Below are 20,476 nucleotides of genomic sequence, written 5' to 3' on the forward strand. Positions count from 1 at the left end.
TGCGGGTCGCCGGGTTGGGGGTCGTGGCGGGAACGTGTCACCTCTCCATAAAATCATGCAAGCGTGCTTGATTGTTTTAGTGGAGGCTGCCAGTCTTCCCCTCACGCCGAGAGGGGAGCGCACCGTGCCCGATCCGTCCGCCGTCGCCGTCTTCACCGATCTCTCCGAGGAGAGTGGTGAACTGGACGCCTTGGTAGGGCAGTTGCCCGAAGCTGACTGGAACAGATCCACCCCCGCGCCCGGCTGGAGCATCGCCCACCAGATCGCCCACCTGCACTGGACCGACCGGGCGTCCCTGCTCTCCCTCACGGACGCCGACGGCTTCGCGGGGATGGTCGAGGCAGCCCTGAAGGCCCCCGACTCCTTCGTCGACGAGGGCGCGGAGGAGGGCGCGGCACTGCCGCCGGCCGAACTGCTCGCCCGCTGGCGGGCCGGGCGCACCGCCCTCGACGAGGCGCTCGCCGGGGCCTCGCCCGACACCCGCTTCCCCTGGTACGGGCCGCCGATGAAGACCGCCTCGATGGCGAGCGCCCGGCTGATGGAGACCTGGGCGCACGGCCAGGACGTGGCCGACGCCCTCGGGGTGCGCCGGACCCCGACCGGCCGGCTGCGGCACGTCGCGCGGATCGGCGTACGGGCCCGCGACTACGCCTACGCGGTGCGCGGACTGCCCGCGCCGGCCGGGGAGTTCCGGGTGGAGCTGACGGCGCCGGGCGCGGAGGGCGTGTGGGCGTACGGCCCGGCCGACGCCCCGCAGCGGATCACCGGCCCGGCGCTCGACTTCTGCCTGCTCGTCACCCAGCGCGCCCACCGCGCCGACCTGGCGCTGACGGCCACCGGCCCCGACGCGGACCGCTGGCTGGACATCGCGCAGGCCTTCGCCGGCCCGGCGGGCCCCGGCCGCGCCCCGCGGGACGCCCGGTGACGCGCCGCCCGCTGCGGATCGGCAACGCCTCGGGCTTCTACGGGGACCGGGCCGGCGCCGTGCGCGAGATGCTGACCGGCGGCCCGCTGGACGTGCTGACCGGGGACTACCTCGCCGAGCTGACGATGCTGATCCTGGGCCGCGACCGGCTGAAGAACCCGGACCTCGGCTACGCCAAGACCTTCCTGCGCCAGCTGGAGGAGGGCCTCGGGCTCGCCCGGGAGCGCGGGGTGCGGATCGTCGCGAACGCGGGTGGCCTCAACCCGGCCGGCCTCGCCGACGCCGTACGGGAACTCGCGGCCGAGGCCGGGGTGCCGGTCTCCGTCGCGCACGTCGAGGGCGACGACCTGATGCCGTACCAGGAGGGCGCGCTGACGGCGAACGCCTACCTCGGCGGCGCCGGGATCACGGCCTGCCTGCGGGCCGGGGCCGACGTGGTCGTCACCGGCCGGGTCACGGACGCGGCCCTGGTCAGCGGTTCGGCGGCCTGGTGGTTCGACTGGGCCCCGGACGCGTACGACCGGCTGGCGGGAGCGGTGGTCACGGGCCACGTCCTGGAGTGCGGCACCCAGGCCACCGGCGGGAACTACTCCTTCTTCGCGCGGCACGACGTCCGCCACCCCGGCTTCCCGCTGGCGGAGGTCGCCGAGGACGGCTCCGCGGTCATCACCAAGCACCTGGGCACGGGCGGGGCCGTCACCATTGGCACGGTCACGGCCCAGCTCCTCTACGAGACCCAGGGCGTCCGCTACCTGGGCCCCGACGTCACCGCGCGGCTCGACACGGTCCGGCTGGCCGAGGACGGACCCGACCGGGTCCGCGTCTCGGGCGTCCTCGGGGAGCCGCCGCCGGACACCCTCAAGGTGGGCGTGACCCGGATCGGCGGCTGGCGCAACGAGGTGGTCTTCGTGCTGACCGGGCTCGACGTCGAGGAGAAGGCGGCCCTGGTCCGGTCCCAGCTCGCCGCGTCCCTGGCCGGGGTGGCGTCCGCGCGGTGGACCCTGTCCCGCACGGACCACGAGGACGCCCCGACGGAGGAGACCGCCAGCGCCCTGCTGCGCCTGGTCGTCCGCGACCCGTCCCCGGACCGGGTCGGCCGCGCGCTGACCTCGGCGGCGATCGAACTGGCCCTCGCCAGCTACCCGGGCTTCCACGTGACGGCCCCGCCGGGCCCCGCCCAGCCGTACGGGGTCTTCACCTCGGCCCACGTCCCGGCCGACACCGTCCCCCACACCGCGGTCCTCCCCGACGGCACCCGCCTCCCCGTCCCCCCACCCCCGGCCCTCTCGGCGGAGCCCTCGGCACTTCCAGCCCCGCCGGCGGTGCCCGCCGCACTTCCAGCCCCGTCGGCGGTGCCCGCCGCACCCTCACCCCTGTCGGCGGAGCTCGCGGCGCTTCCACCTCTGTTGGCGGAGCCGTCCGCAACCCCGGTCCTGTCGGAGGCCCCGGCCGCACTTCCAGCCCCGCCGGCGTTTGAGGCGCGGGGGCCGGGGGGCGGAGCCCCCGAAGGGGTCCGGGGCGGAGCCCCGGTTTCGGGAAGGGGCGGGGTGGGGGAAAGCCCCGCAGGGCCACACCAGGACCAGCAACGGGACCGGCAACGGGACCGGCACCAGGACAGGGAGCAGGACCGGGCCCGGGACGGGCGAACCACCCGCGCCCCCCTGGGGGCAGTGGCCGGGGCCCGCAGCGGCGACAAGGGCGGCGACGCCAACGTCGGCGTATGGGTCGAGTCGGCCCCCGCCTGGGACTGGCTGCTCGGTGCCCTGACGGTGGACACCTTCCGGGAGTTGCTCCCCGAGACCCGGGACCTCCCCGTCGCCCGGCACGAACTGCCGCACCTGCGCGCCCTGAACTTCACCGTCACCGGCATCCTCGGCGCCGGCGTCGCCTCCGGCCACCGCTTCGACCCCCAGGCCAAGGCCCTCGGTGAATGGCTCCGCGCCCGCCACCTCGACATCCCGACCCACCTCCTCCCAGCCGCGCCCGCGCCCCCGGCGCAACCCGGGCCCCCGGCGCAACCCGGGCCCCCGGCGCAACCCGGGCCCCCGGCGCAACCCGGGCCCCCGGCGCAACCCGGGCCCCCGGCACAACCCGCGCCCCCGGCACAACCCGCGCCCCCGGCGCAACCCGGGCCCCCGGCACAGCCCGCACCCCCGGCACAGCCCGCGCCGCCCCCGGCCGGGAGCCCGCCCCCGCCCGGGAGCCCGCCCCCGCCCCCGCAGCCCGCCCAGGGCCCCGCCCCCGACCCGGAGGTCGGAACATGACCCGCCTCGGCACCACCGTCGACCCGCACGCCCCCGAGCACGCGCAGGCCCGTACCGCCGCCCTCGAACGACTCGCCGCGCTCGACGCCGAGCATGCCAAGGCCCTCCAGGGCGGCGGCGAGAAGTACACCGCCCGCCACAAGACCCGCGGCAAGCTCCTCGCCCGCGAGCGCGTCGAGCTGCTCCTCGACCCGGACACCCCGTTCCTGGAGCTGTCCCCGCTGGCCGCCTGGGGCAGCGACTACCCGGTCGGCGCCTCGATGGTCACCGGCATCGGCACCGTGGAGGGCGTCGAGTGCCTGGTCACGGCCAACGATCCGACCGTCCGCGGCGGCGCCAGCAACCCCTGGACCCTGAAGAAGGCCCTGCGGGCCAACGAGATCGCCCGGCAGAACCGGCTGCCCTGCATCAGCCTCGTGGAGTCCGGCGGCGCCGACCTCCCCTCGCAGAAGGAGATCTTCATCCCGGGCGGGGCGATCTTCCGCGACATCACCCGGCTCTCCGCCGACGGCATCCCCACCGTCGCCGTCGTCTTCGGCAACTCCACCGCCGGGGGCGCCTACATCCCCGGCATGTCCGACCACACCATCATGATCAAGGACCGATCCAAGGTGTTCCTCGGCGGTCCGCCGCTGGTCAAGATGGCAACCGGCGAAGAGAGCGACGACGAGTCCCTCGGCGGCGCCGACATGCACGCCCGCACCTCCGGACTCGCCGACTACTACGCCCTCGACGAGCACGACGCCATCCGCCAGGCCCGCCGCGTCGTGGCCCGCCTGGGCCACCGCAAGCCGCGTACGGACCCGCCCTGCGCCCAGGACCCGCTGTACGGCCCCGAGGAACTCCTCGGCATCGTCCCTCCCGACCTGAAGACCCCCTTCGACCCCCGCGAGGTCATCGCGCGCATCGTCGACGCCTCCGACTTCGACGAGTTCAAGCCCCTCTACGGGACCAGCCTGGTCACCGGCTGGGCCACCCTCCACGGCTACCCGGTCGGCATCCTCGCCAACGCCCAGGGCGTGCTGTTCAGCGCGGAGTCACAGAAGGCCGCCCAGTTCATCCAGCTCGCGAACCAGCGCGACATCCCCCTCCTCTTCCTCCACAACACCACCGGCTACATGGTCGGCAAGGAGTACGAGCAGGGCGGCATCATCAAGCACGGCTCCATGATGATCAACGCGGTGTCCAACTCCCGCGTCCCGCACCTCTCCGTCCTGATCGGCGCGAGCTACGGCGCCGGCCACTACGGCATGTGCGGCCGCGCCTACGAGCCCCGGTTCCTGTTCGCCTGGCCCAGCGCCAAGTCCGCCGTCATGGGCCCCCAGCAGCTCGCCGGGGTGCTCTCCATCGTGTCCCGGCAGTCGGCCGCCGCCAAGGGGCAGCCGTACGACGAGGAGGCCGACGCCGGGATGCGCGCCTTCGTGGAGGCGCAGATCGAGTCCGAGTCCCTGCCGATGTTCCTGTCCGGGCGGCTGTACGACGACGGGGTCATCGACCCCCGCGACACCCGCACCATCCTCGGCCTGTGCCTGTCGGCCGTCCACAACGCCCCCGTCGAGGGCGCCCGCGGCGGCTTCGGCATCTTCCGGATGTGAGCGCCCCCATGACCGACAAGCCCGTGACCGAGCCCCTGACCGCCAAGCCCGTGACCGACCCGCCCCTGACCGCCAAGCCCCTCACCTCCCTCCTCGTCGCCAACCGCGGCGAGATCGCCGTACGCGTCTTCCGCACCGCGCGCGCCCTCGGCCTCGCCACCGTCGCGGTCCACTCCGACCCCGACGAGCAGGCCCTGCACGTCCGCGAGGCCGACGCGGCCGTACGGCTGCCGGGCGCCGCTCCCGCGGACACCTACCTGCGCGGCGACCTCGTCATCAAGGCGGCCCTGGCCGCCGGGGCGGACGCCGTCCACCCCGGTTACGGCTTCCTCTCCGAGAACGCCGGCTTCGCCCGCGAGGTCCAGGCCGCCGGTCTGACCTGGGTCGGCCCGCCGCCCGCCGCCATCGAGGCCATGGCCTCCAAGACCCGGGCCAAGGAGCTGATGCGCGCCGCCGGCGTCCCCCTCCTGGAACCCGTCGACCCGGACACCGCCACCCCCGCGGACCTGCCCCTCCTGCTCAAGGCCGCGGCCGGCGGCGGAGGACGCGGCATGCGCGTGGTCCGCGCCCTCGGCGAGCTGCCGGAAGCCCTCGCGGGCGCCCGTGCCGAGGCCGCCTCCGCCTTCGGCGACGCGGAGGTCTTCGCCGAGCCGTACGTCGAGCGGGGCCGCCACGTCGAGGTGCAGGTCCTCGCCGACGCGCACGGCACCGTCTGGGCGCTAGGCACCCGCGACTGCTCCCTCCAGCGCCGCCACCAGAAGGTCATCGAGGAGGCACCCGCGCCCGGCCTGCCCGAGCCGCTGCGCACCGCCCTCCACGAGGCCGCCGTCGCCGCAGCCCGGGCCGTCTCCTACCAGGGCGCGGGCACCGTCGAGTTCCTCGTCACCGCCGACGGGCGGCCGTACTTCCTGGAGATGAACACCCGCCTCCAGGTCGAGCACCCCGTCACGGAAGCCGTCTTCGGCCTCGACCTCGTCGCCCTCCAGCTGCGGATCGCCGAGGGCGCGGCCCTGCCCCTGACGCCGCCCGAGCCCGCCGGGCACGCCGTCGAGGCCCGCCTGTACGCCGAGGACCCGGCCCGGGACTGGCGGCCGCAGACCGGCGTCCTGCACACCCTCGCCGTCCCCGGCAGCGTCCGCGTGGACACCGGCTTCGGCGACGGCGACACCGTCTCCGTCCACTACGACCCGATGCTCGCCAAGGTCGTCGCCCACGCCCCCACCCGCGCCGAGGCCGTCCGTACCCTGGCGCACGCGCTCGCCGCCGCCCGGATCCACGGGCTCACCACCAACCGCGAGCTCCTCGTACGGTCCCTGCGCCACCCGGAGTTCGCCGCGGGACAGCTCGACACCGGTTTCTACGAGCGCCACCTCGCCGCCCTCACCGCGGAGGAACCGGACGCCTCCCTGGCCGCCCTCGCCGCGGCCCTGGCGGCCGCCGCCCCCGCCCCGGGAGCCCCGCTCGCCCGCCGCCTCGGCGGCTGGCGCAACGTCCGCTCCCAGCCCCAGACCCGCCGCTACACCGCGTCCGGCACCGAGCACGAGGTCCAGTACCGGCCGGTGAACCACCCCGGTGTCCGGGTCCTGGCCGCCGCTCCGGAACTCGTCACCCTCGAAGTCGAGGGGATCCGGCGCCTGTTCCACGTGAAACACAATTCGAACACGTCGGAGGTCTACGTCGACTCCGCCCTCGGCTCCCACACCCTCACCCCCGTTCCCCGGTTCGCGGACCCCCAGGACCGCACCGAACCGGGCTCCCTGCTCGCCCCCATGCCCGGCACCGTCGTCCGCGTCGCCGAGGGCCTCGCCCCCGGCAGCCCCGTCACGGCCGGGCAGCCCCTGCTCTGGCTGGAGGCGATGAAGATGGAACACCGCATCCTCGCGCCCGCCTCCGGCACGCTCACCGCGCTCCACGCCGCCACCGGCCAACAGGTCGAGTTCGGCGCCCTGCTCGCCGTAGTCCAGGAGGAACCGCCAGCATGAGCTCCGTCATAGAGACCCAGGAACACCGGGACCTGCGCACCGCGGTCGCCGCCCTCGGCCGCAAGTACGGCCGCGACTACCTTGCCCGCGTCGCCCGCGAGGGCGGCCACCCCGACGAGCTGTGGGCGGACGCCGCCGCCCTCGGCTACCTCGGGGTCAGCCTCCCCGAGGAGTACGGCGGCGGAGGCGGCGGCATCGCCGAACTCTCCATCGTCCTGGAGGAACTCGGAGCGGCGGGCTGCCCGCTCCTGATGATGGTGGTCTCGCCCGCCATCTGCGGCACGGTCATCTCCCGCTTCGGAACCGAGGCCCAGAAGCGGAGCTGGCTCCCCGGCCTCGCCGACGGCAGCCGCACCATGGCCTTCGGCATCACCGAACCGGATGCCGGCTCCAACTCCCACCGCATCACCACCACGGCCCGCCGCGACGGCGACGCGTGGGTCCTCACCGGCCGCAAGGTCTTCATCTCCGGCGTGGACATCGCGGACGCCACCCTCATCGTCGGCCGTACCGAGGACGCGCGCAGCGGCCGCCTCAAGCCCTGCCTGTTCATCGTCCCGCGGGACGCCCCCGGCTTCTCCCGCTCCCTCATCGACATGGAGCTCCAGGCCGCCGAGAAGCAGTGGGAACTGACCCTGGACGAGGTGCGGCTCCCCGCCGACGCCCTCGTCGGCGACGAGGACGCCGGCCTCCTCCAGCTCTTCGCCGGCCTCAACCCCGAGCGCATCATGACCGCCGCGTTCGCGATCGGCATGGGCCGCTACGCCCTCGCCAAGGCCGTCGACTACGCCGGGACCCGCCAGGTCTGGAAGGACCCCATCGGCGCCCACCAGGCCATCGCCCACCCCCTCGCGGCGTCCCACATCGAGCTGGAACTCGCCCGGCTGATGATGCAGAAGGCCGCCGCGCTGTACGACGCGGGCGACGACATGGGCGCGGGCGAGGCCGCGAACATGGCCAAGTACGCGGCCGCCGAGGCCTGCGTCCGGGCGGTGGACCAGTCCGTCCACACCCTCGGCGGCAACGGCCTCACCCGTGAGTACGGCCTGGCGTCGCTCATCACCGCCTCCCGGGTCGCCCGGATCGCCCCGGTCAGCCGGGAGATGATCCTCAACTTCGTCTCCCACCAGACCCTGGGCCTCCCCAAGTCCTACTGACCCCGAGGCCCCGCCCCGGCCCGCGCGCACGAGGCCGGGGCGGGGCCTCACCCCGGACCCCGGCCACGGGCCGCCCCCGCGGGGGACCGCGGCCCACCTGCCCGCCCCCGCCGGCGGCGACCCGCATACCCTCCCCGGAGGGACCCCCGACCGCCCACCCCTCCGGAGGAGACATGGCCCCACTCGTGCACGCCGCCCAGGCGGCCGGCGTCACCACCCTCACCCTCGACTCCCCGGCGAACCGCAACGCCCTCTCCGCCGGCCTCGTCGGAGAACTCCGCGCGGCACTGGCCGCCGCCGCGGCGGACCCGGCGGTCCGGGCCGTCGTCCTCACCCACACCGGCACCACCTTCTGCGCGGGCGCCGACCTCAAGTCCCCTTGCGACCCCGCTGACTTCCTCGCCCTGCTCCGGGAGGTCGCCGGGCTGCCCAAGCCCGTCCTCGCCCGCGTGACGGGCCACGTCCGGGCCGGGGGCCTCGGCCTGCTGGGCGCCTGCGACATCGCCGCCGCCGGACCGCTGTCCTCGTACGCCTTCACCGAAACCCACCTCGGCCTCGCCCCCGCCGTCATCTCCATGCCGCTGCTCCCGCGCCTCGACCCGCGGGCCGCCGCGCGCTACTTCCTCACCGCCGAGCGGTTCGACGCCGCCGAGGCCGCCCGCATCGGCCTGCTCACCCTCCACGCCGAGGACGTCGACGAGGCCCTCGCCCCGGTCCTCGCCGGCCTGCGCCAGGCCTCCCCGCAGGGCCTGGCGGCCACCAAGGCGCTCACCGCCGCCGCCGTACGGGAGACCCTGGACCGCGACGGCGCCCGCCTGGCGGAGCTCTCCGCGGGGCTCTTCGCCTCCGCCGAGGCCCGCGAGGGCATCACCGCCCGCTTCGAGCGCCGGGACCCGTCATGGGCACTGTGACCGGCCCCAAGCAGGCGCGCAGCCGCGTCACCCGCCGCCACCTTTTGGAGGCGGCCGTCTCCTGCCTCGCCGAGCAGGGCTGGGCGGGATCCACCGTCTCCGTCGTGGCCGAGCGGGCCGGGGTCTCCCGCGGCGCGGCCCAGTACCACTTCCCGACCCGCGAGGACCTGTTCACCGCGGCCGTCGAGTACGTCGCCGAGGAACGCTCCACGGCCCTGCGCGACCTGTTCCACGCGGGCCCGGCCGCCCGCCCGGAGGTCGTGGCGGCCCTGGTGGACATGTACACCGGGATCCTCTTCCGGGCCGCCCTCCAGCTGTGGGTGGCCGCCTCCAACGAGGAGCAACTGCGCCCCCGGGTCTCGGAACTGGAGGCCCGGGTCGGACGCGAGACCCACCGCATCGCCGTCGAGCTGCTGGGCGCGGACGAGTCGGTCCCGGGCGTGCGGGAGACCGTACAGGGCCTGCTCGACATGGCGCGCGGCCTGGGCCTGGCCAACGTCCTGACGGACGACACGGCCCGCCGCGCCCGCGTGGTCGCCCAGTGGTCCCGGATCGTGGACACCGCCCTGTCCTGACCCTCCCGCGGCCCGTACGCGCGAGGGCGCCGCACCCCCGAGGGGGTACGGCGCCCGGAACGCGCGGAGCGGGGGAGGGACGGTCAGGCGGTCGCGGCGATGTCCGCGTACCCCTCGACCTCGCGGGGGTTCCGCCCGCCCGGCCCGATGTAGCGGGCCGACGGGCGCACCAGGCGGCCCGTGCGCTTCTGCTCCAGGATGTGCGCCGACCAGCCGGCCGTACGGGCACAGGTGAACATCGAGGTGAACATGTGCGCCGGCACCTCCGCGAAGTCCAGCATGATCGCGGCCCAGAACTCCACGTTCGTGGCGAGCACCCGGTCGGGCCGGCGCGCGTGCAGCTCCTCCAGCGCGGCCTTCTCCAAGGCGGCGGCCACCTCGTAGCGCGGGGCGTCCAGCTCCTTGGCGGTACGGCGCAGGACGCGGGCGCGCGGGTCCTCGGCGCGGTAGACGCGGTGCCCGAAGCCCATCAGCCGCTCGCCCTTGTCCAGGGCCTTCTTCACGTACGCCACGGCGTCGCCGGTGCGCTCGATCTCCTCGATCATGCCGAGCACGCGGGACGGCGCCCCGCCGTGCAGTGGCCCGGACATCGCGCCGACGGCGCCGGACAGGGCCGCGGCCACGTCCGCCCCGGTGGAGGCGATGACGCGCGCGGTGAACGTCGAGGCGTTCATCCCGTGTTCGGCGGCCGAGGTCCAGTACGCGTCGACGGCCTTGACGTGGCGCGGGTCCGGCTCGCCCCGCCAGCGGATCATGAACCGCTCGACCACGGACTCGGCCTTGTCGATCTCCTGCTGGGGGACCATCGGCAGGCCCTGGCCGCGGGCGGACTGGGCGACGTACGAGAGCGCCATGACGGCCGCCCGCGCGAGGTCGTCGCGGGCGGTCCGCTCGTCGATGTCGAGCAGCGGTTTCAGGCCCCAGACGGGGGCGAGCATGGCGAGCGCGGACTGCACGTCGACGCGGATGTCACCGGAGTGGACCGGGATGGGGAAGGGTTCGGCGGCCGGCAGACCGGGGTTGAAGGCGCCGTCGACCAGCAGGCCCCACACGTTCCCGAAGGAGACGTGCCCGACGAGGTCCTCGATGTCGACCCCCCGGTAGCGGAGCGAACCGCCTTCCTTGTCCGGTTCGGCGATCTCGGTCTCGAACGCGACGACCCCTTCGAGCCCGGGTACGAAGTCGGACATCAGGCGGCTCCTCAGATAGTGCGGATACGCGCGGCTCCTGCCGTATCCGCGGTCCGGCGCGGTCATCCCCGTTGATGCCCGGCAGGTCCGCTGGTCACCCGTGCGGGGGTCCTCGGACCGGCCCCAAGATTTTGTCCGTTCCCGCGGGACTGCGGAAGCGTGACATACGGCACACCCCCGGCGGGCACACTGCGGCAGGATGGCCCGCGTGACCGATCACGACCTTGACCCCGCCGTCATGCGCAAGCAGTACCGCTCCGAGATCGTCGACGAGCACAGCCTCGCCGGTGATCCCATGGCGCAGTTCGCCCGGTGGTTCCAGCAGGCTGCCGACGCGCACCTCTTCGAACCCAACGCCATGGTCGTCTCGACGTCGACCCCCGACGGCCGCCCCAGCTCGCGCACGGTGCTGCTGAAGCAGTTCGACGAGCGGGGGTTCGTGTTCTTCACCAACTACGGATCCCGCAAGGGCCGCGAACTGGCGGAGAACCCGCACGTCGCGTTGCTCTTCCCCTGGCACCCCATCGCCCGCCAGGTCGTCGTCACCGGCACCGCGGCGCGGATCGGCCGCGACAAGACGGCGGCGTACTTCCGCTCCCGCCCGCACGGCTCCCAGCTGGGTGCCTGGGCGAGCGAGCAGTCCAGCGTGATCGCGTCGCGCGCGGAACTGGACCGCCGCTACGCGGAACTCGCCGCCCGCTACCCGGAGGGCGAGCAGGTCCCGGTCCCGCCCCAGTGGGGCGGCCTGCGGATCACCCCGGACGCGGTGGAGTTCTGGCAGGGCCACGAGAACCGCCTGCACGACCGCCTGCGCTACGTCCGCGACGCGGCGGCCGCCGGGTCCTGGCACGTCGAGCGGCTGTGCCCGTAGCCGTAGCGGCCAGCATCCGCCGTGGCGGCCCGGGAACGCAGACGACCCGCGGGCTCGGGATCCTCTCCTGCAGTGAGAGAAGCCGGCCGGACGTGCCGGCGAGCCCGCGGGTCGGGTGACTGCTGTGGATTGGCGCCTGGCGATCCCGCCGGGCACCGCACTGGGTGCGTGCGACGACGGGCGCTTAGCCCGCAGCCACCTCACGCGTCCGGTTTCCGTACATTTCGGGAACCACCTCCCTTCTTGTGTGGCACGAGCCTAGAAGCCCTTCCGGTGGGGCACAACCACTTATTTTCCGGAGCACCTCGACGGTCCGCCCGGGGTCCGAAACGGATCATTACGGGGTAATCGGGGGAACGCCGTGTGGGATGCGTCACGTTCCAGTTGAATGATCCGACGAGCCGCACACGCGAACACCCGCGGGGGGTGCCAGGTGAGTGCTTCCGGGCGTGACGAGACCACCGACGACCTGCTCGCAGCCCTGCTCGACGGGATGGACGCCGCCCTGTGCGCGTTCGACTCCGACGGCGTGGTCACCCACTGGAACCGCGAGGCCGAGCGGATCCTGGGCTGGTCCGCCGCCGAGGCCGTCGGCCGCAAGGGCTTCGCGGGGTGGGCGGCGCGGGCCGCCGACGCGCAGGACGTGCAGGACCGGCTCATGGCCGCCCAGGACGGCCCGGGCCGGCAGGTCCACGAGTTCGCGCTGCTGACCAAGGACGGCGGCCGCGTCCTCGTACGGACCCAGTCCGCCGGCGTACCGGGCGCCGACGGCCGGCCCGCCGGGGTGTACTGCGCCTTCAGCGAGGTGCACGCCCAGATCGACCTGGAGCGGTCCATCGCGCTGAGCGAGGCCCTCATGGAGGACGCCTCGTGGGGCGTCGTGCTCGTCGACGTCGACCTGCGCCCCGCCGTGGTCAACGCGCACGCCGCGCGCGCCTTCGCCGCCGGCCGCACCGCCCTCCTCGGGCGGCCGCTCGGGGAGCTCCTCGCCCAGGGCGTGGAGGAGCTGGAGGGCGCCCTCCAGCACGTGCTCGCCGAAGGTGCGCCGCCCGCCCCCGTCGAGCTGTGGGTGACGGTGCGCACGGCCGAGGGGCTGCGCCGGCGCTGCTGGCGGTGCGGGTTCCTGCGCCTGGCCTCGCCGCTCGCGGAGGAACCGGTGCCGCTGGGCGTCGGCTGGCTGTTCCAGGACGTCACCGAGGCCCGTCAGGCCCAGCTGGACACCGCGCAGCTGCGCTTCCGGTCCCACCAGCTGCACCGCGCGGGCCGGGCCGCCGCCGAGTGCGAGGACCCGGCCGAAGCGGCCGCCGTACGCCTGGACTTCGCCCTCGCGGGCTTCGCCGACCACGTGCTGCTCGACGTGCTCGACCCCTCCGCCGGCCCCGGGCGGCGCAGGCTCCTGCGGGCCGCCGCGTCGCCGCCGGCGCTGCCGGGACCGGGGTCGATCCCCGTCCCGTACGCGTCCGGGCACCCGGCGCTGCAGGCGCTGGACCGGGTCGGCTCCGTACGGGCCTCGGCCCCGCGCGGCGCCGAGGACGCGGCGTGGGCGCGGACCCGCCGGTGGCCCGAGGACGCGGCGCACGCGCTGTGCGCGGTGCTGCGCAGCCGGGGCCGGACGCTGGGCGCGGTGACGTTCCTGCGCGGACCCTCGCGCCCGGCCTTCGAACGCGCGGACGCGGCGTACGCGGAGGAGGTCGCGGCCCGCGTCGCGGCCGACCTGGACCTCTCCGCCCGGGACACCCCGGCCGCGCCCGCCCCGCCGGACTACCCGGAGGGCAACGCCTAGCGCCGGCTCTGGCCGACCTGGGACGGGGACGGCAGGCTCCACAGGTGGTCCGGGGTGATGACCTCGGTCACGGCCTTGCCGAGCGTGGTGCTGTACGAGCCGCCCTCGTCCATGTCGGAGTTGACCATGATCACCATCGTGGTCTTGTCCTGCGGCAGTTGCGCGGCGATCGTCTCGTAGCCGGGCAGCTCGCCGTTGTGTCCGAGCCAGCCGTTGACGTCGGCGATGCCGAGGCCGTACGAGATCCCGGGGACGCCCACCGGCTCCGTGCGCATCCGCTGCGCCTGGGTGGCGGGGGTCAGCAGCCGGCCGTCGACGAGGGCAGGGACCCAGGCGTGCAGGTCGTCGAGCGTGGAGATGGCGGAGCCGGCGGCCCACGCCCACGAGGGGTTCCAGTCGGTGGCGTTGGCGACGGCGCCGTCGGGGGAGAAGCCCGTGTACCCGTCGGCGTGCGGTTCGGGGAACTCGGTGCCGCTCGGCAGGGAGGTGTCCTTCAGCTTCAGCGGGTCGAAGACGTGGTGGCGGAGGTAGCCGTTCAGGGGCTGCCCGGACATCTCCTCCAGCAGGAGCCCGAGGAGGATCGTATTGGTGTTGCTGTACTCCCACTTGGCGCCGGGCGCGAAGTTCGCGGGGTGCGCGAACGCGTAGCCGAGGAGCCGGCGCGGGGTGAACTCGCGGTGCGGGTCGGCGCGCAGGGCGGCGAGGAACTTCTCGTCCTCGGTGTAGTTGAAGAGGCCGCTGCGCATGGAGGCGAGCTGGCGCAGGGTGATCCGCTCGCCCCCGGGCACGCCGTCGACGTACTTCGAGATCGGGTCGTCGAGGGCGATGCGCCCCTCGTCGACGAGCTGGAGGACGGCGGTGACGGTGAAGGTCTTGGTCACGCTGCCGATGCGCATGAAGAGGTCGGACTTCATGGGGGTGCCGGACCGGGTGTCGGCGGTGCCGAAGGCCTTCACGTAGTCGCCGCGTCCGGGCATCCAGACGCCGACGATCGCGCCGGGGATGTTGTCGCGCTTCATGGCCCCGACCACGGCCGCGTCGAGCCGGCGGACGGTGGCGGGGTCGAGTTCGCGCGGTACGGCGGCCGCGGCGGCGGCCCGAGCCTCGGAGGTGGAGGGCGCGGACACCGCCGCCGCCCGGGCGGGGGCCGCGGGAGCCGCGGCGACGCCCGTGAGGAGCAGGAGCAGGGCCGCCGCCCCGGCCCGCAGGGCGCGTCGGCGGGTGTGCGGTCCGCGGCCCGCGCGCGGTTCGCGGTCGTACGGGGGCTTCGTCGTGGCGGGCTGCGTCGCGGGGGTGGAGGGCATGCCGGGTCACCTCTGCTCACCGGGGCCCCGAGTGCCGTCCCACCATCGTGGAACGAAAGGCCGCGCCCGGCGACCGGTCGGGTGCCCGGCCGGTCGCCGGGCACCCGGTCAGTGGCGGAAGAAGATCCGGTCGCCGTACTCCTGCATCACGCGGCCGTTCCACTCGTGGCCGCCGTCCACGTTGCCCGAGCGCAGCATCGGGGGCTCGATCCCGCGGGCGGCGAGCTCGCCGACCGCCGCCGCCATCACCGCCTGCATGATCGCGCAGGTCACGACGGTGGAGGCGGGGGCGAAGGGGGCGTCGATGCCGTCGAGGGTCAGCTCCGCGTCGCCGACCGCGATCTTGCTGTCGAGGACGACGTCGCAGTGGTCCTTCATGTAGGTGCCGGAGGCGTGGCGGGACTTGGTCTCCGTCGCGTACGCCACCGAGGTCAGGCCGATCACCTTGAGGCCGATCGCGCGGGCGTTGATCGCCATCTCGACGGGCAGCGCGTTGCGCCCGGAGAGGGAGATGATCACGAGTACGTCGCCCTCCGAGGCGGGGCTGCTGTCGAGGACGGCCGCGGCGAGGCCGTCGACCCGCTCCAGGGCGCTGCCCAGCGTCGCGGGCATGACGTCGATGCCGACGGTGCCCGGGACGGCCAGGAAGTTCATCAGGGCCAGTCCGCCGGCCCGGTAGACGACGTCCTGGGCGGGCAGCGAGGAGTGCCCGGCGCCGAAGGCGAAGAGCCGGTTCCCGCCGGCCACGGCGTCGGCGACGAGGGTGCCGGCCTCGCTGATCCGCGCGGCCTCCTCGTCCCGTACCCGCTCCAGCAGACCGATGGCGGCGTCGAAGAACTGACCGGCCAGCTTGCTCTCGCTCATACGCCGATGGCCCTTCCGGAGGTGGGGTGGGAGTGGCGGTGCGTCGGTGTCCGCCGCTCACCGTGCGGTCTGGACCAAGGGCGTGTCAATACGAACGTCAATCCCGGGCCGAAAGCCCCCGGGGGATGTCCCGGGATGTCCGGGGACGGGGTCCGGGAGATCACCCGGGAGGTCCTCGGGCGCCCCTCCGCGATCACCCCCGCGAGCGTCCGGGCGATCACCGGGGACCGTCCGCGGAGGCACCGGCGAGGGGGCGGCGGGCGCCGCGGCGATGTCCCGCGGGCGCTTGACGCCCGGCACGGGACGGTTGTCGGCCTGATGCGTCAGAATTGGGGGCAGGGCCAGCGCACGCAATCCGAGGGGCACGAATGTCCGGACTGATCGATACCACGGAGATGTATCTCCGCACCATCCTCGAGCTGGAAGAGGAAGGCGTGGTCCCCATGCGCGCCCGTATCGCCGAGCGGCTCGATCAGAGCGGCCCGACGGTGAGCCAGACGGTGGCGCGGATGGAGCGCGACGGCCTGGTGGCCGTCGCCAGCGACCGGCACCTGGAGCTGACGGAGGAGGGGCGGCGGCTGGCGACGCGCGTGATGCGCAAGCACCGGCTCGCCGAGTGCCTGCTCGTCGACGTCATCGGCCTGGAGTGGGAGCACGTGCACGCCGAGGCCTGTCGTTGGGAGCACGTGATGAGCGAGGCGGTGGAGCGGCGGGTGCTGGAGCTGCTGCGTCACCCGACCGAGTCGCCGTACGGGAATCCGATCCCGGGGCTGGAGGAGCTGGGCGAGAAGGCCGAGGCCGACCCCTTCCTGGAGGAGGGCATGGTCAGCCTGGCCGAGCTCGACCCGGGCACCGAGGGCAAGACCGTGGTCGTCCGCCGGATCGGCGAGCCGATCCAGACGGACGCCCAGCTGATGTACACGCTGCGGCGGGCGGGCGTGCAGCCCGGCTCGGTGGTGAGCGTGACGGAGTCCCCGGGCGGGGTGCTCGTGGGGAGCGGCGGCGAGGCGGCCGAGCTGGACGGGGAGATCGCCTCGCACGTGTTCGTCGCGAAGCGCTGATCCGGCTGCGGCCGGACGGCGGGACGGATTTCGACCGGACGGACCGGATTTCCGGAGCGGGCGGTCCCGGTCAAGGGGGCGGCGGTCCCGGCGCCTCGCGGCGCCGGGACCGATCCTCCCCTTGTGACCTGGAGCCCCGAGCTCTCAAGGTCGTCCCCTCGGACCGTCTTCCCCGATCGGCCCGCCTCCCTGCTGAAAGGATCTCCATCGGCAGCGGCGGCCAATCCTTGAGCAAGGTCACTCGAAAGAGGGGTGTTCTCGCCGAGACCCCCGTTTTCGAATACGGGTTCGATAGTCTGGCCGGGAGCGAAGGGGGTGCATCTGCGGTGGTACAGCGCATCGATGTGACAGGGGCCGACGGTGTGCGCCTGGCCGCCTGGGAGTTCCGCGAACCGCACGCGGGGCACCCGGTGCCCGCGGGCGACGAAGACGCCACCGCGGCTTCCGCAGCGCCTCCCGCACCGCCTCGCGACGCGCCCGAGCGCCCCGGGGTCCTGTTATTGCACGGCCTGATGGGACGGGCCTTCCACTGGGCAGGCACCGCCCGCTGGCTCGCCGAGCGCCGCCGCGTGGTGGCCCTCGACCAGCGCGGACACGGCCAGAGCGACCGCCCGCCCGCGGGCCCGGGGGCGATGACCTCCCTGGGCCGCGAGGCCTTCGTGGCCGACGCGGAGGCCGCCGTCGAGCAGCTCGGCCTCGCCCCGGTGACCCTGATCGGCCATTCCATGGGCGCGCTCACCGCATGGCAGCTCGCGGCCCGCCGCCCGGACCTGGTCGGAGCCGTGGTCATCTGCGACATGCGGGCCTCGGCCCTCGGCGAGGCCTCCCAGCAGGAGTGGGAGGACTGGTTCCGCCGCTGGCCGCTCCCCTTCCCCACCCAGGACGCGGCCCGTCGCTGGTTCGGCGAGGACGACCCCCGCGTGGAACGCCCCGACCCCGGCCGGGGCGCCTTCTTCGCGGAGGTCATGCACGAGGCCCAGGACGGCTGGCGCCCGCTGTTCTCCCGGCGCCAGATGCTGACGGCCCGCGAGACCTGGGTGCACGACGCCCATTGGGAGGAGCTGGCCCAGGTCCGCTGCCCGACCCTGGTGGTCCGCGGCCTCGACGGCGAACTGGGCCGGGCCGAGGCCCAGGAGATGGTCCGGGTCCTCCCGGCCGGCCAGTACGCCGAGATCCCCGACGCGGGCCACTACCTGCACTACGACCAGCCGACGGCCTGGCGCGCGGTCCTGGAACCGTTCCTGGACGGGGTCCGGGCCGCTCAGAGCTGACGGCTCCTGACCGCGTCGAGCAACGCCCCCCAGGCGGCGGCCCCCACCCGCACGACGCGGGCCGGCGGGCCGCCGCGGGGGCTGCCGGGGCTGCCCGCCACGAGGACGTGCCCGGGGCTGTCGGGGGCGATGGCGACGTAGACGCAGGAGTTGCCCTCCGCGCAGTGGGTGGACCTCTGCCATTCCTCGGTCATGGGGGACTGCCTTTCACTGGCTCCGGACGACGGCGCTGATGAGGTCGCGCGTCTGCGCCGGGCTCAGTGCCACCGCTTCCAATCGCTCGAACAGTGTCCGGTACTTGAGGAGTTGCGCCTCTGCGTCCAGGAAGACCGGCCCGTGCGACTGGTCGAGCTGGACGGTGTCCAGGAGGGGCACCGGTCCGTGCGCGTAGTAGACGGACTGCCCTGATCCCGGGAAGGCGCCCGCCGAGAACGGGATGGCGCGGATGGTGACGTGGTCCTGCTCGCCCATGGTCAGCAGGTGCCTCAACTGTGCCCGTGCCACGACCGGTCCGCCGACGGCGATGCGCAGCGCCGCCTCGTGGATGGTCACGTCGTACCGCGTCGGGGTGTCCCCGTGGAGGACTCGTTGCCGCTTCAGGCGGAAGGAGACGCGGTCCTCGATTTCCGGCGGGGGAAGCGAGGGGACGGCCTGGCGAAAGATCTCCCGGGCGTGTTCGGCGGTTTGCAGGAGTCCGGGGATGTGCACGGTGATCGCGTCGCGCAGCGTCCGCGCATGGTGCTCCAGCTCGGCGAGGTCCAGCCAAGCGGCTGGGAGCAGCTCGCGGTACGCCTCCCACCAGCCGCCCTTGCGCTCGCCCGTCATCGTCACCAGGGCTTCGACCAGACCGTCGTCGGCGCAGTCGTAATGGCGGGCCAGGGCGCGGATCCGCTCGGGGCTGACGCCGAAACGTGCGGCCTCCATGTTGCTGATCTGGTTCGGCTTGATGCCGAGCAGGCCGGCGGCCTCGGCGGACGTGAGCCCGGCGCGTTCGCGCATCCTGCGCAGCTCGGCTGCGAAGCGCAGTTGGCGTGCGGTCGGGCTGCTGCGAATGGGCAAAGCGACTACCTCCGCGGGCAAGTGTCACCCACACGAGTGGGCGTTGCATGCATTTAGCGCGAAGCGCCTAACTCCTTAGGCGCGGGTCCCTATGTTGGTGGTTGGCCACCGCCTGGAAGTACCCCGCTCGACGGAGCGGCCTGGTCACCGGGCACCGCACAGATCCACCGCACGCGGTCCAACTTTCCTCCTCGATCGGAGACTTCCATGGACGTAACCGTAGCTCCGTCCTGGGCCTACACCCTCCAACTCCCGCACGATCCCCGCGCAGCGGGAATCGCCCGCTCCACCGTGCGGGCCGTGCTCCGCAGCCACGCCATGCCGGGGCCGGCGGACACCGCCGAGCTCCTGGCGAGCGAGCTGGTCGCCAACGCCTACCGCCACGCGTACGGCCCCTGCGCCCTGCGGCTGCGGGCGGTGGCGGCAGACCGGGTCCGGGTCGGCGTCTGGGACACGAACCCGGCCATCCCGGCCCCCTTCGGCGGCGAGACCGCCGCGCCCGGGGCGGCGCCCGACGCGGAGGACGGGCGCGGGCTGATCCTCGTACGGCTGTGCGCGGACCGGTACGGCTCGTACCGCCTGGACGGGGCGCACGCCGGCAAGCTGCTCTGGGTGGAGTGCGGGCCCCGCCGGTGAAACCCGCCCCTCCGCGGTGGTCCGGGGCGCTCTCCATCTCCCCTGCTGCCGGACCGAGTTGGGTCCGCCCGTTATCGTCCTTCAGGGCACCGGCGGACACGAAGCGGGGGATGAGGCGGATGAACGGGAAGGATCTTCTGGCGCGGCGGTTCGAGGAGCACCGCCCGCACCTGAGGGCGGTCGCCTACCGGATGCTGGGCTCGCTCGGCGAGGCGGAGGACGCCGTACAGGAGGGCTGGCTCAAGCTGAGCCGCTCGGACGCCGACGCCGTGGAGAACCTGGGGGGCTGGCTGACCACGGTGGTCGGCCGGGTCTGCCTGGACATGCTGCGCTCGCGCGCCGCCCGCCGCGAGGACCCGCTCCACGACGGGGAAGGCCACGTCCGCGTCCCCGACCCGGTCGTCAGCGGTCCGGCCGGACCCGACCCCGAACAGGCAGTGCTCCTGGCGGACTCCGTCGGCATCGCGCTCCTCGTCGTCCTGGAGACCCTGACCCCGGCCGAACGGCTCGCCTTCGTCCTGCACGACACGTTCGCCGTGCCCTTCGACGAGATCGCCCCGGTCATCGGGCGCACCCCGGCCGCCACGCGGCAGCTCGCCAGCCGGGCCCGGCGCCGCGTCCAGGCCGGGGCGCCCGTCCCCGACACCGACCCGGCCCACCAGCGGAGGATCGTCGACGCGTTCCTCGCCGCCTCGCGGGGTGGCGACTTCGAGGCCCTCGTCGCCGTGCTCGACCCCGACGTCACGGCCCGCTCCGACGGCGGCGTGCTGCGCCCGAGCCTGCTCCGCCGCGGCGCCTCCGACGTCGCCTCGCAGGCGATCGCCTTCGCCCGCTTCGCCGAAGCGGCCCGTCCGGTGCTGGTCAACGGCGCCCCCGGGCTGGTCGCGGTCGCCGGGGGCCGTCCGCTGTCGGTCATGGCGTTCACGATCCGCGGCGGCAGGATCACCGCCCTCGACATCCTCACCGACCCCGAGCGCCTCGCCCGCGTCGACCTGGACGTCCTCGACGGCTGACCCCGCACCCCCCGC

General features: G+C 74.3%; 18 protein-coding genes. 13 read left to right on the forward strand and 5 right to left on the reverse strand.

What is annotated here, in order from left to right; genetic code table 11:
• Positions 1 to 124 precede the first annotated feature (124 nt).
• The 7 genes from ACFWTC_RS21555 (at position 125) to ACFWTC_RS21585 (ending at position 9,409) form a co-directional block, all read left to right on the forward strand.
• Positions 125 to 925 carry a TIGR03084 family metal-binding protein gene (locus ACFWTC_RS21555; RefSeq protein ID WP_383916890.1) on the forward strand — a complete coding sequence of 267 codons (801 nt, stop codon included), beginning with the start codon at positions 125 to 127 and terminating at the stop codon, positions 923 to 925.
• Positions 922 to 3,189, forward strand: a complete 2,268-nt coding sequence (locus tag ACFWTC_RS21560) for an acyclic terpene utilization AtuA family protein (protein WP_384074378.1) — start codon at positions 922 to 924, stop codon at positions 3,187 to 3,189. Before ACFWTC_RS21555 ends, ACFWTC_RS21560 begins: the two co-directional genes overlap by 4 nt.
• The gene (locus ACFWTC_RS21565; RefSeq protein WP_383916884.1) at positions 3,186 to 4,784 is read left to right on the forward strand and encodes an acyl-CoA carboxylase subunit beta; all 1,599 of its coding nucleotides are present in this window, start codon (positions 3,186 to 3,188) and stop codon (positions 4,782 to 4,784) included. Before ACFWTC_RS21560 ends, ACFWTC_RS21565 begins: the two co-directional genes overlap by 4 nt.
• Positions 4,785 to 4,792: 8 nt before the next feature.
• Entirely contained in the window at positions 4,793 to 6,766 is a 1,974-nt protein-coding gene (locus tag ACFWTC_RS21570; RefSeq protein WP_383917056.1) for an acetyl/propionyl/methylcrotonyl-CoA carboxylase subunit alpha, read from the forward strand.
• Positions 6,763 to 7,923: an acyl-CoA dehydrogenase family protein gene (locus ACFWTC_RS21575; RefSeq protein ID WP_383916882.1), complete on the forward strand. Its 1,161-nt coding sequence runs from the start codon at positions 6,763 to 6,765 to the stop codon at positions 7,921 to 7,923. Before ACFWTC_RS21570 ends, ACFWTC_RS21575 begins: the two co-directional genes overlap by 4 nt.
• Positions 7,924 to 8,096: 173 nt before the next feature.
• Positions 8,097 to 8,834 carry an enoyl-CoA hydratase family protein gene (locus ACFWTC_RS21580; protein ID WP_383916880.1) on the forward strand — a complete coding sequence of 246 codons (738 nt, stop codon included), beginning with the start codon at positions 8,097 to 8,099 and terminating at the stop codon, positions 8,832 to 8,834.
• Positions 8,822 to 9,409 carry a TetR/AcrR family transcriptional regulator gene (locus tag ACFWTC_RS21585; protein ID WP_383916877.1) on the forward strand — a complete coding sequence of 196 codons (588 nt, stop codon included), beginning with the start codon at positions 8,822 to 8,824 and terminating at the stop codon, positions 9,407 to 9,409. Before ACFWTC_RS21580 ends, ACFWTC_RS21585 begins: the two co-directional genes overlap by 13 nt.
• 83 nt (positions 9,410 to 9,492) lie before the next feature.
• On the opposite strand, the gene ACFWTC_RS21590 is transcribed toward ACFWTC_RS21585, so the two are convergent.
• Positions 9,493 to 10,599: a citrate synthase 2 gene (locus tag ACFWTC_RS21590; RefSeq protein WP_383916874.1), complete on the reverse strand. Its 1,107-nt coding sequence runs from the start codon at positions 10,597 to 10,599 to the stop codon at positions 9,493 to 9,495.
• A gap of 199 nt (positions 10,600 to 10,798) precedes the next feature.
• Between ACFWTC_RS21590 and pdxH the strand changes: the two genes are divergently transcribed.
• Positions 10,799 to 11,470: a pyridoxamine 5'-phosphate oxidase gene (gene pdxH, locus ACFWTC_RS21595; protein ID WP_383916871.1), complete on the forward strand. Its 672-nt coding sequence runs from the start codon at positions 10,799 to 10,801 to the stop codon at positions 11,468 to 11,470.
• Positions 11,471 to 11,903: 433 nt separating this feature from the next.
• Positions 11,904 to 13,253 (forward strand): PAS domain-containing protein, encoded by a 1,350-nt coding sequence (locus ACFWTC_RS21600; RefSeq protein WP_383916868.1) that lies wholly within the window; start codon positions 11,904 to 11,906, stop codon positions 13,251 to 13,253.
• Here ACFWTC_RS21600 and ACFWTC_RS21605 read toward each other — a convergent pair.
• On the reverse strand, positions 13,250 to 14,557 hold the full coding sequence (locus ACFWTC_RS21605; RefSeq protein WP_384028154.1) for a serine hydrolase domain-containing protein: 1,308 nt from the start codon (positions 14,555 to 14,557) through the stop codon (positions 13,250 to 13,252). The genes ACFWTC_RS21600 and ACFWTC_RS21605 overlap by 4 nt on opposite strands.
• 108 nt (positions 14,558 to 14,665) lie before the next feature.
• Positions 14,666 to 15,421 carry an SIS domain-containing protein gene (locus ACFWTC_RS21610; RefSeq protein ID WP_384028155.1) on the reverse strand — a complete coding sequence of 252 codons (756 nt, stop codon included), beginning with the start codon at positions 15,419 to 15,421 and terminating at the stop codon, positions 14,666 to 14,668.
• 368 nt (positions 15,422 to 15,789) lie between these two features.
• Between ACFWTC_RS21610 and ACFWTC_RS21615 the strand changes: the two genes are divergently transcribed.
• The gene (locus ACFWTC_RS21615) at positions 15,790 to 16,482 is read left to right on the forward strand and encodes a metal-dependent transcriptional regulator (RefSeq protein WP_383916859.1); all 693 of its coding nucleotides are present in this window, start codon (positions 15,790 to 15,792) and stop codon (positions 16,480 to 16,482) included.
• 326 nt (positions 16,483 to 16,808) lie between these two features.
• Positions 16,809 to 17,753, forward strand: a complete 945-nt coding sequence (locus tag ACFWTC_RS21620) for an alpha/beta fold hydrolase (protein WP_383916856.1) — start codon at positions 16,809 to 16,811, stop codon at positions 17,751 to 17,753.
• On the opposite strand, the gene ACFWTC_RS21625 is transcribed toward ACFWTC_RS21620, so the two are convergent.
• Positions 17,744 to 17,947 (reverse strand): DUF397 domain-containing protein, encoded by a 204-nt coding sequence (locus ACFWTC_RS21625; protein WP_384028156.1) that lies wholly within the window; start codon positions 17,945 to 17,947, stop codon positions 17,744 to 17,746. The genes ACFWTC_RS21620 and ACFWTC_RS21625 overlap by 10 nt on opposite strands.
• A 13-nt stretch (positions 17,948 to 17,960) precedes the next feature.
• Positions 17,961 to 18,806 (reverse strand): helix-turn-helix domain-containing protein, encoded by an 846-nt coding sequence (locus ACFWTC_RS21630; RefSeq protein WP_384028161.1) that lies wholly within the window; start codon positions 18,804 to 18,806, stop codon positions 17,961 to 17,963.
• A 213-nt stretch (positions 18,807 to 19,019) separates the two neighbouring features.
• Between ACFWTC_RS21630 and ACFWTC_RS21635 the strand changes: the two genes are divergently transcribed.
• Together ACFWTC_RS21635 and ACFWTC_RS21640 are read left to right on the forward strand one after the other, a co-directional pair.
• A complete protein-coding gene (locus ACFWTC_RS21635) occupies positions 19,020 to 19,448 on the forward strand; it encodes an ATP-binding protein (RefSeq protein ID WP_383916849.1) in 429 nt (142 codons plus the stop codon).
• Between the two features lie 119 nt (positions 19,449 to 19,567).
• Positions 19,568 to 20,461 (forward strand): sigma-70 family RNA polymerase sigma factor, encoded by an 894-nt coding sequence (locus ACFWTC_RS21640; protein WP_383916846.1) that lies wholly within the window; start codon positions 19,568 to 19,570, stop codon positions 20,459 to 20,461.
• Positions 20,462 to 20,476: the final 15 nt, after the last annotated feature.

The sequence above is a fragment of the Streptomyces sp. NPDC058619 genome, from assembly GCF_042717785.1.
In the GTDB taxonomy this organism is placed as follows: domain Bacteria; phylum Actinomycetota; class Actinomycetes; order Streptomycetales; family Streptomycetaceae; genus Streptomyces.

Excerpts from the sequence above, each read along its gene's own strand:
- ACFWTC_RS21575 (WP_383916882.1), top strand. The coding sequence starts at position 6,763 with ATGAGCTCCGTCATAGAGACCCAGGAACACCGGGACCTGCGCACCGCG.
- ACFWTC_RS21585 (WP_383916877.1), top strand. The coding sequence starts at position 8,822 with ATGGGCACTGTGACCGGCCCCAAGCAGGCGCGCAGCCGCGTCACCCGC.
- ACFWTC_RS21580 (WP_383916880.1), top strand. The coding sequence starts at position 8,097 with ATGGCCCCACTCGTGCACGCCGCCCAGGCGGCCGGCGTCACCACCCTC.
- ACFWTC_RS21635 (WP_383916849.1), top strand. The coding sequence starts at position 19,020 with ATGGACGTAACCGTAGCTCCGTCCTGGGCCTACACCCTCCAACTCCCG.
- ACFWTC_RS21625 (WP_384028156.1), bottom strand. The coding sequence starts at position 17,947 with ATGACCGAGGAATGGCAGAGGTCCACCCACTGCGCGGAGGGCAACTCC.
- ACFWTC_RS21570 (WP_383917056.1), top strand. The coding sequence starts at position 4,793 with ATGACCGACAAGCCCGTGACCGAGCCCCTGACCGCCAAGCCCGTGACC.
- ACFWTC_RS21565 (WP_383916884.1), top strand. The coding sequence starts at position 3,186 with ATGACCCGCCTCGGCACCACCGTCGACCCGCACGCCCCCGAGCACGCG.
- ACFWTC_RS21590 (WP_383916874.1), bottom strand. The coding sequence starts at position 10,599 with ATGTCCGACTTCGTACCCGGGCTCGAAGGGGTCGTCGCGTTCGAGACC.
- ACFWTC_RS21640 (WP_383916846.1), top strand. The coding sequence starts at position 19,568 with ATGAACGGGAAGGATCTTCTGGCGCGGCGGTTCGAGGAGCACCGCCCG.
- pdxH (WP_383916871.1), top strand. The coding sequence starts at position 10,799 with ATGGCCCGCGTGACCGATCACGACCTTGACCCCGCCGTCATGCGCAAG.
- ACFWTC_RS21615 (WP_383916859.1), top strand. The coding sequence starts at position 15,790 with ATGTCCGGACTGATCGATACCACGGAGATGTATCTCCGCACCATCCTC.
- ACFWTC_RS21610 (WP_384028155.1), bottom strand. The coding sequence starts at position 15,421 with ATGAGCGAGAGCAAGCTGGCCGGTCAGTTCTTCGACGCCGCCATCGGT.
- ACFWTC_RS21605 (WP_384028154.1), bottom strand. The coding sequence starts at position 14,557 with ATGCCCTCCACCCCCGCGACGCAGCCCGCCACGACGAAGCCCCCGTAC.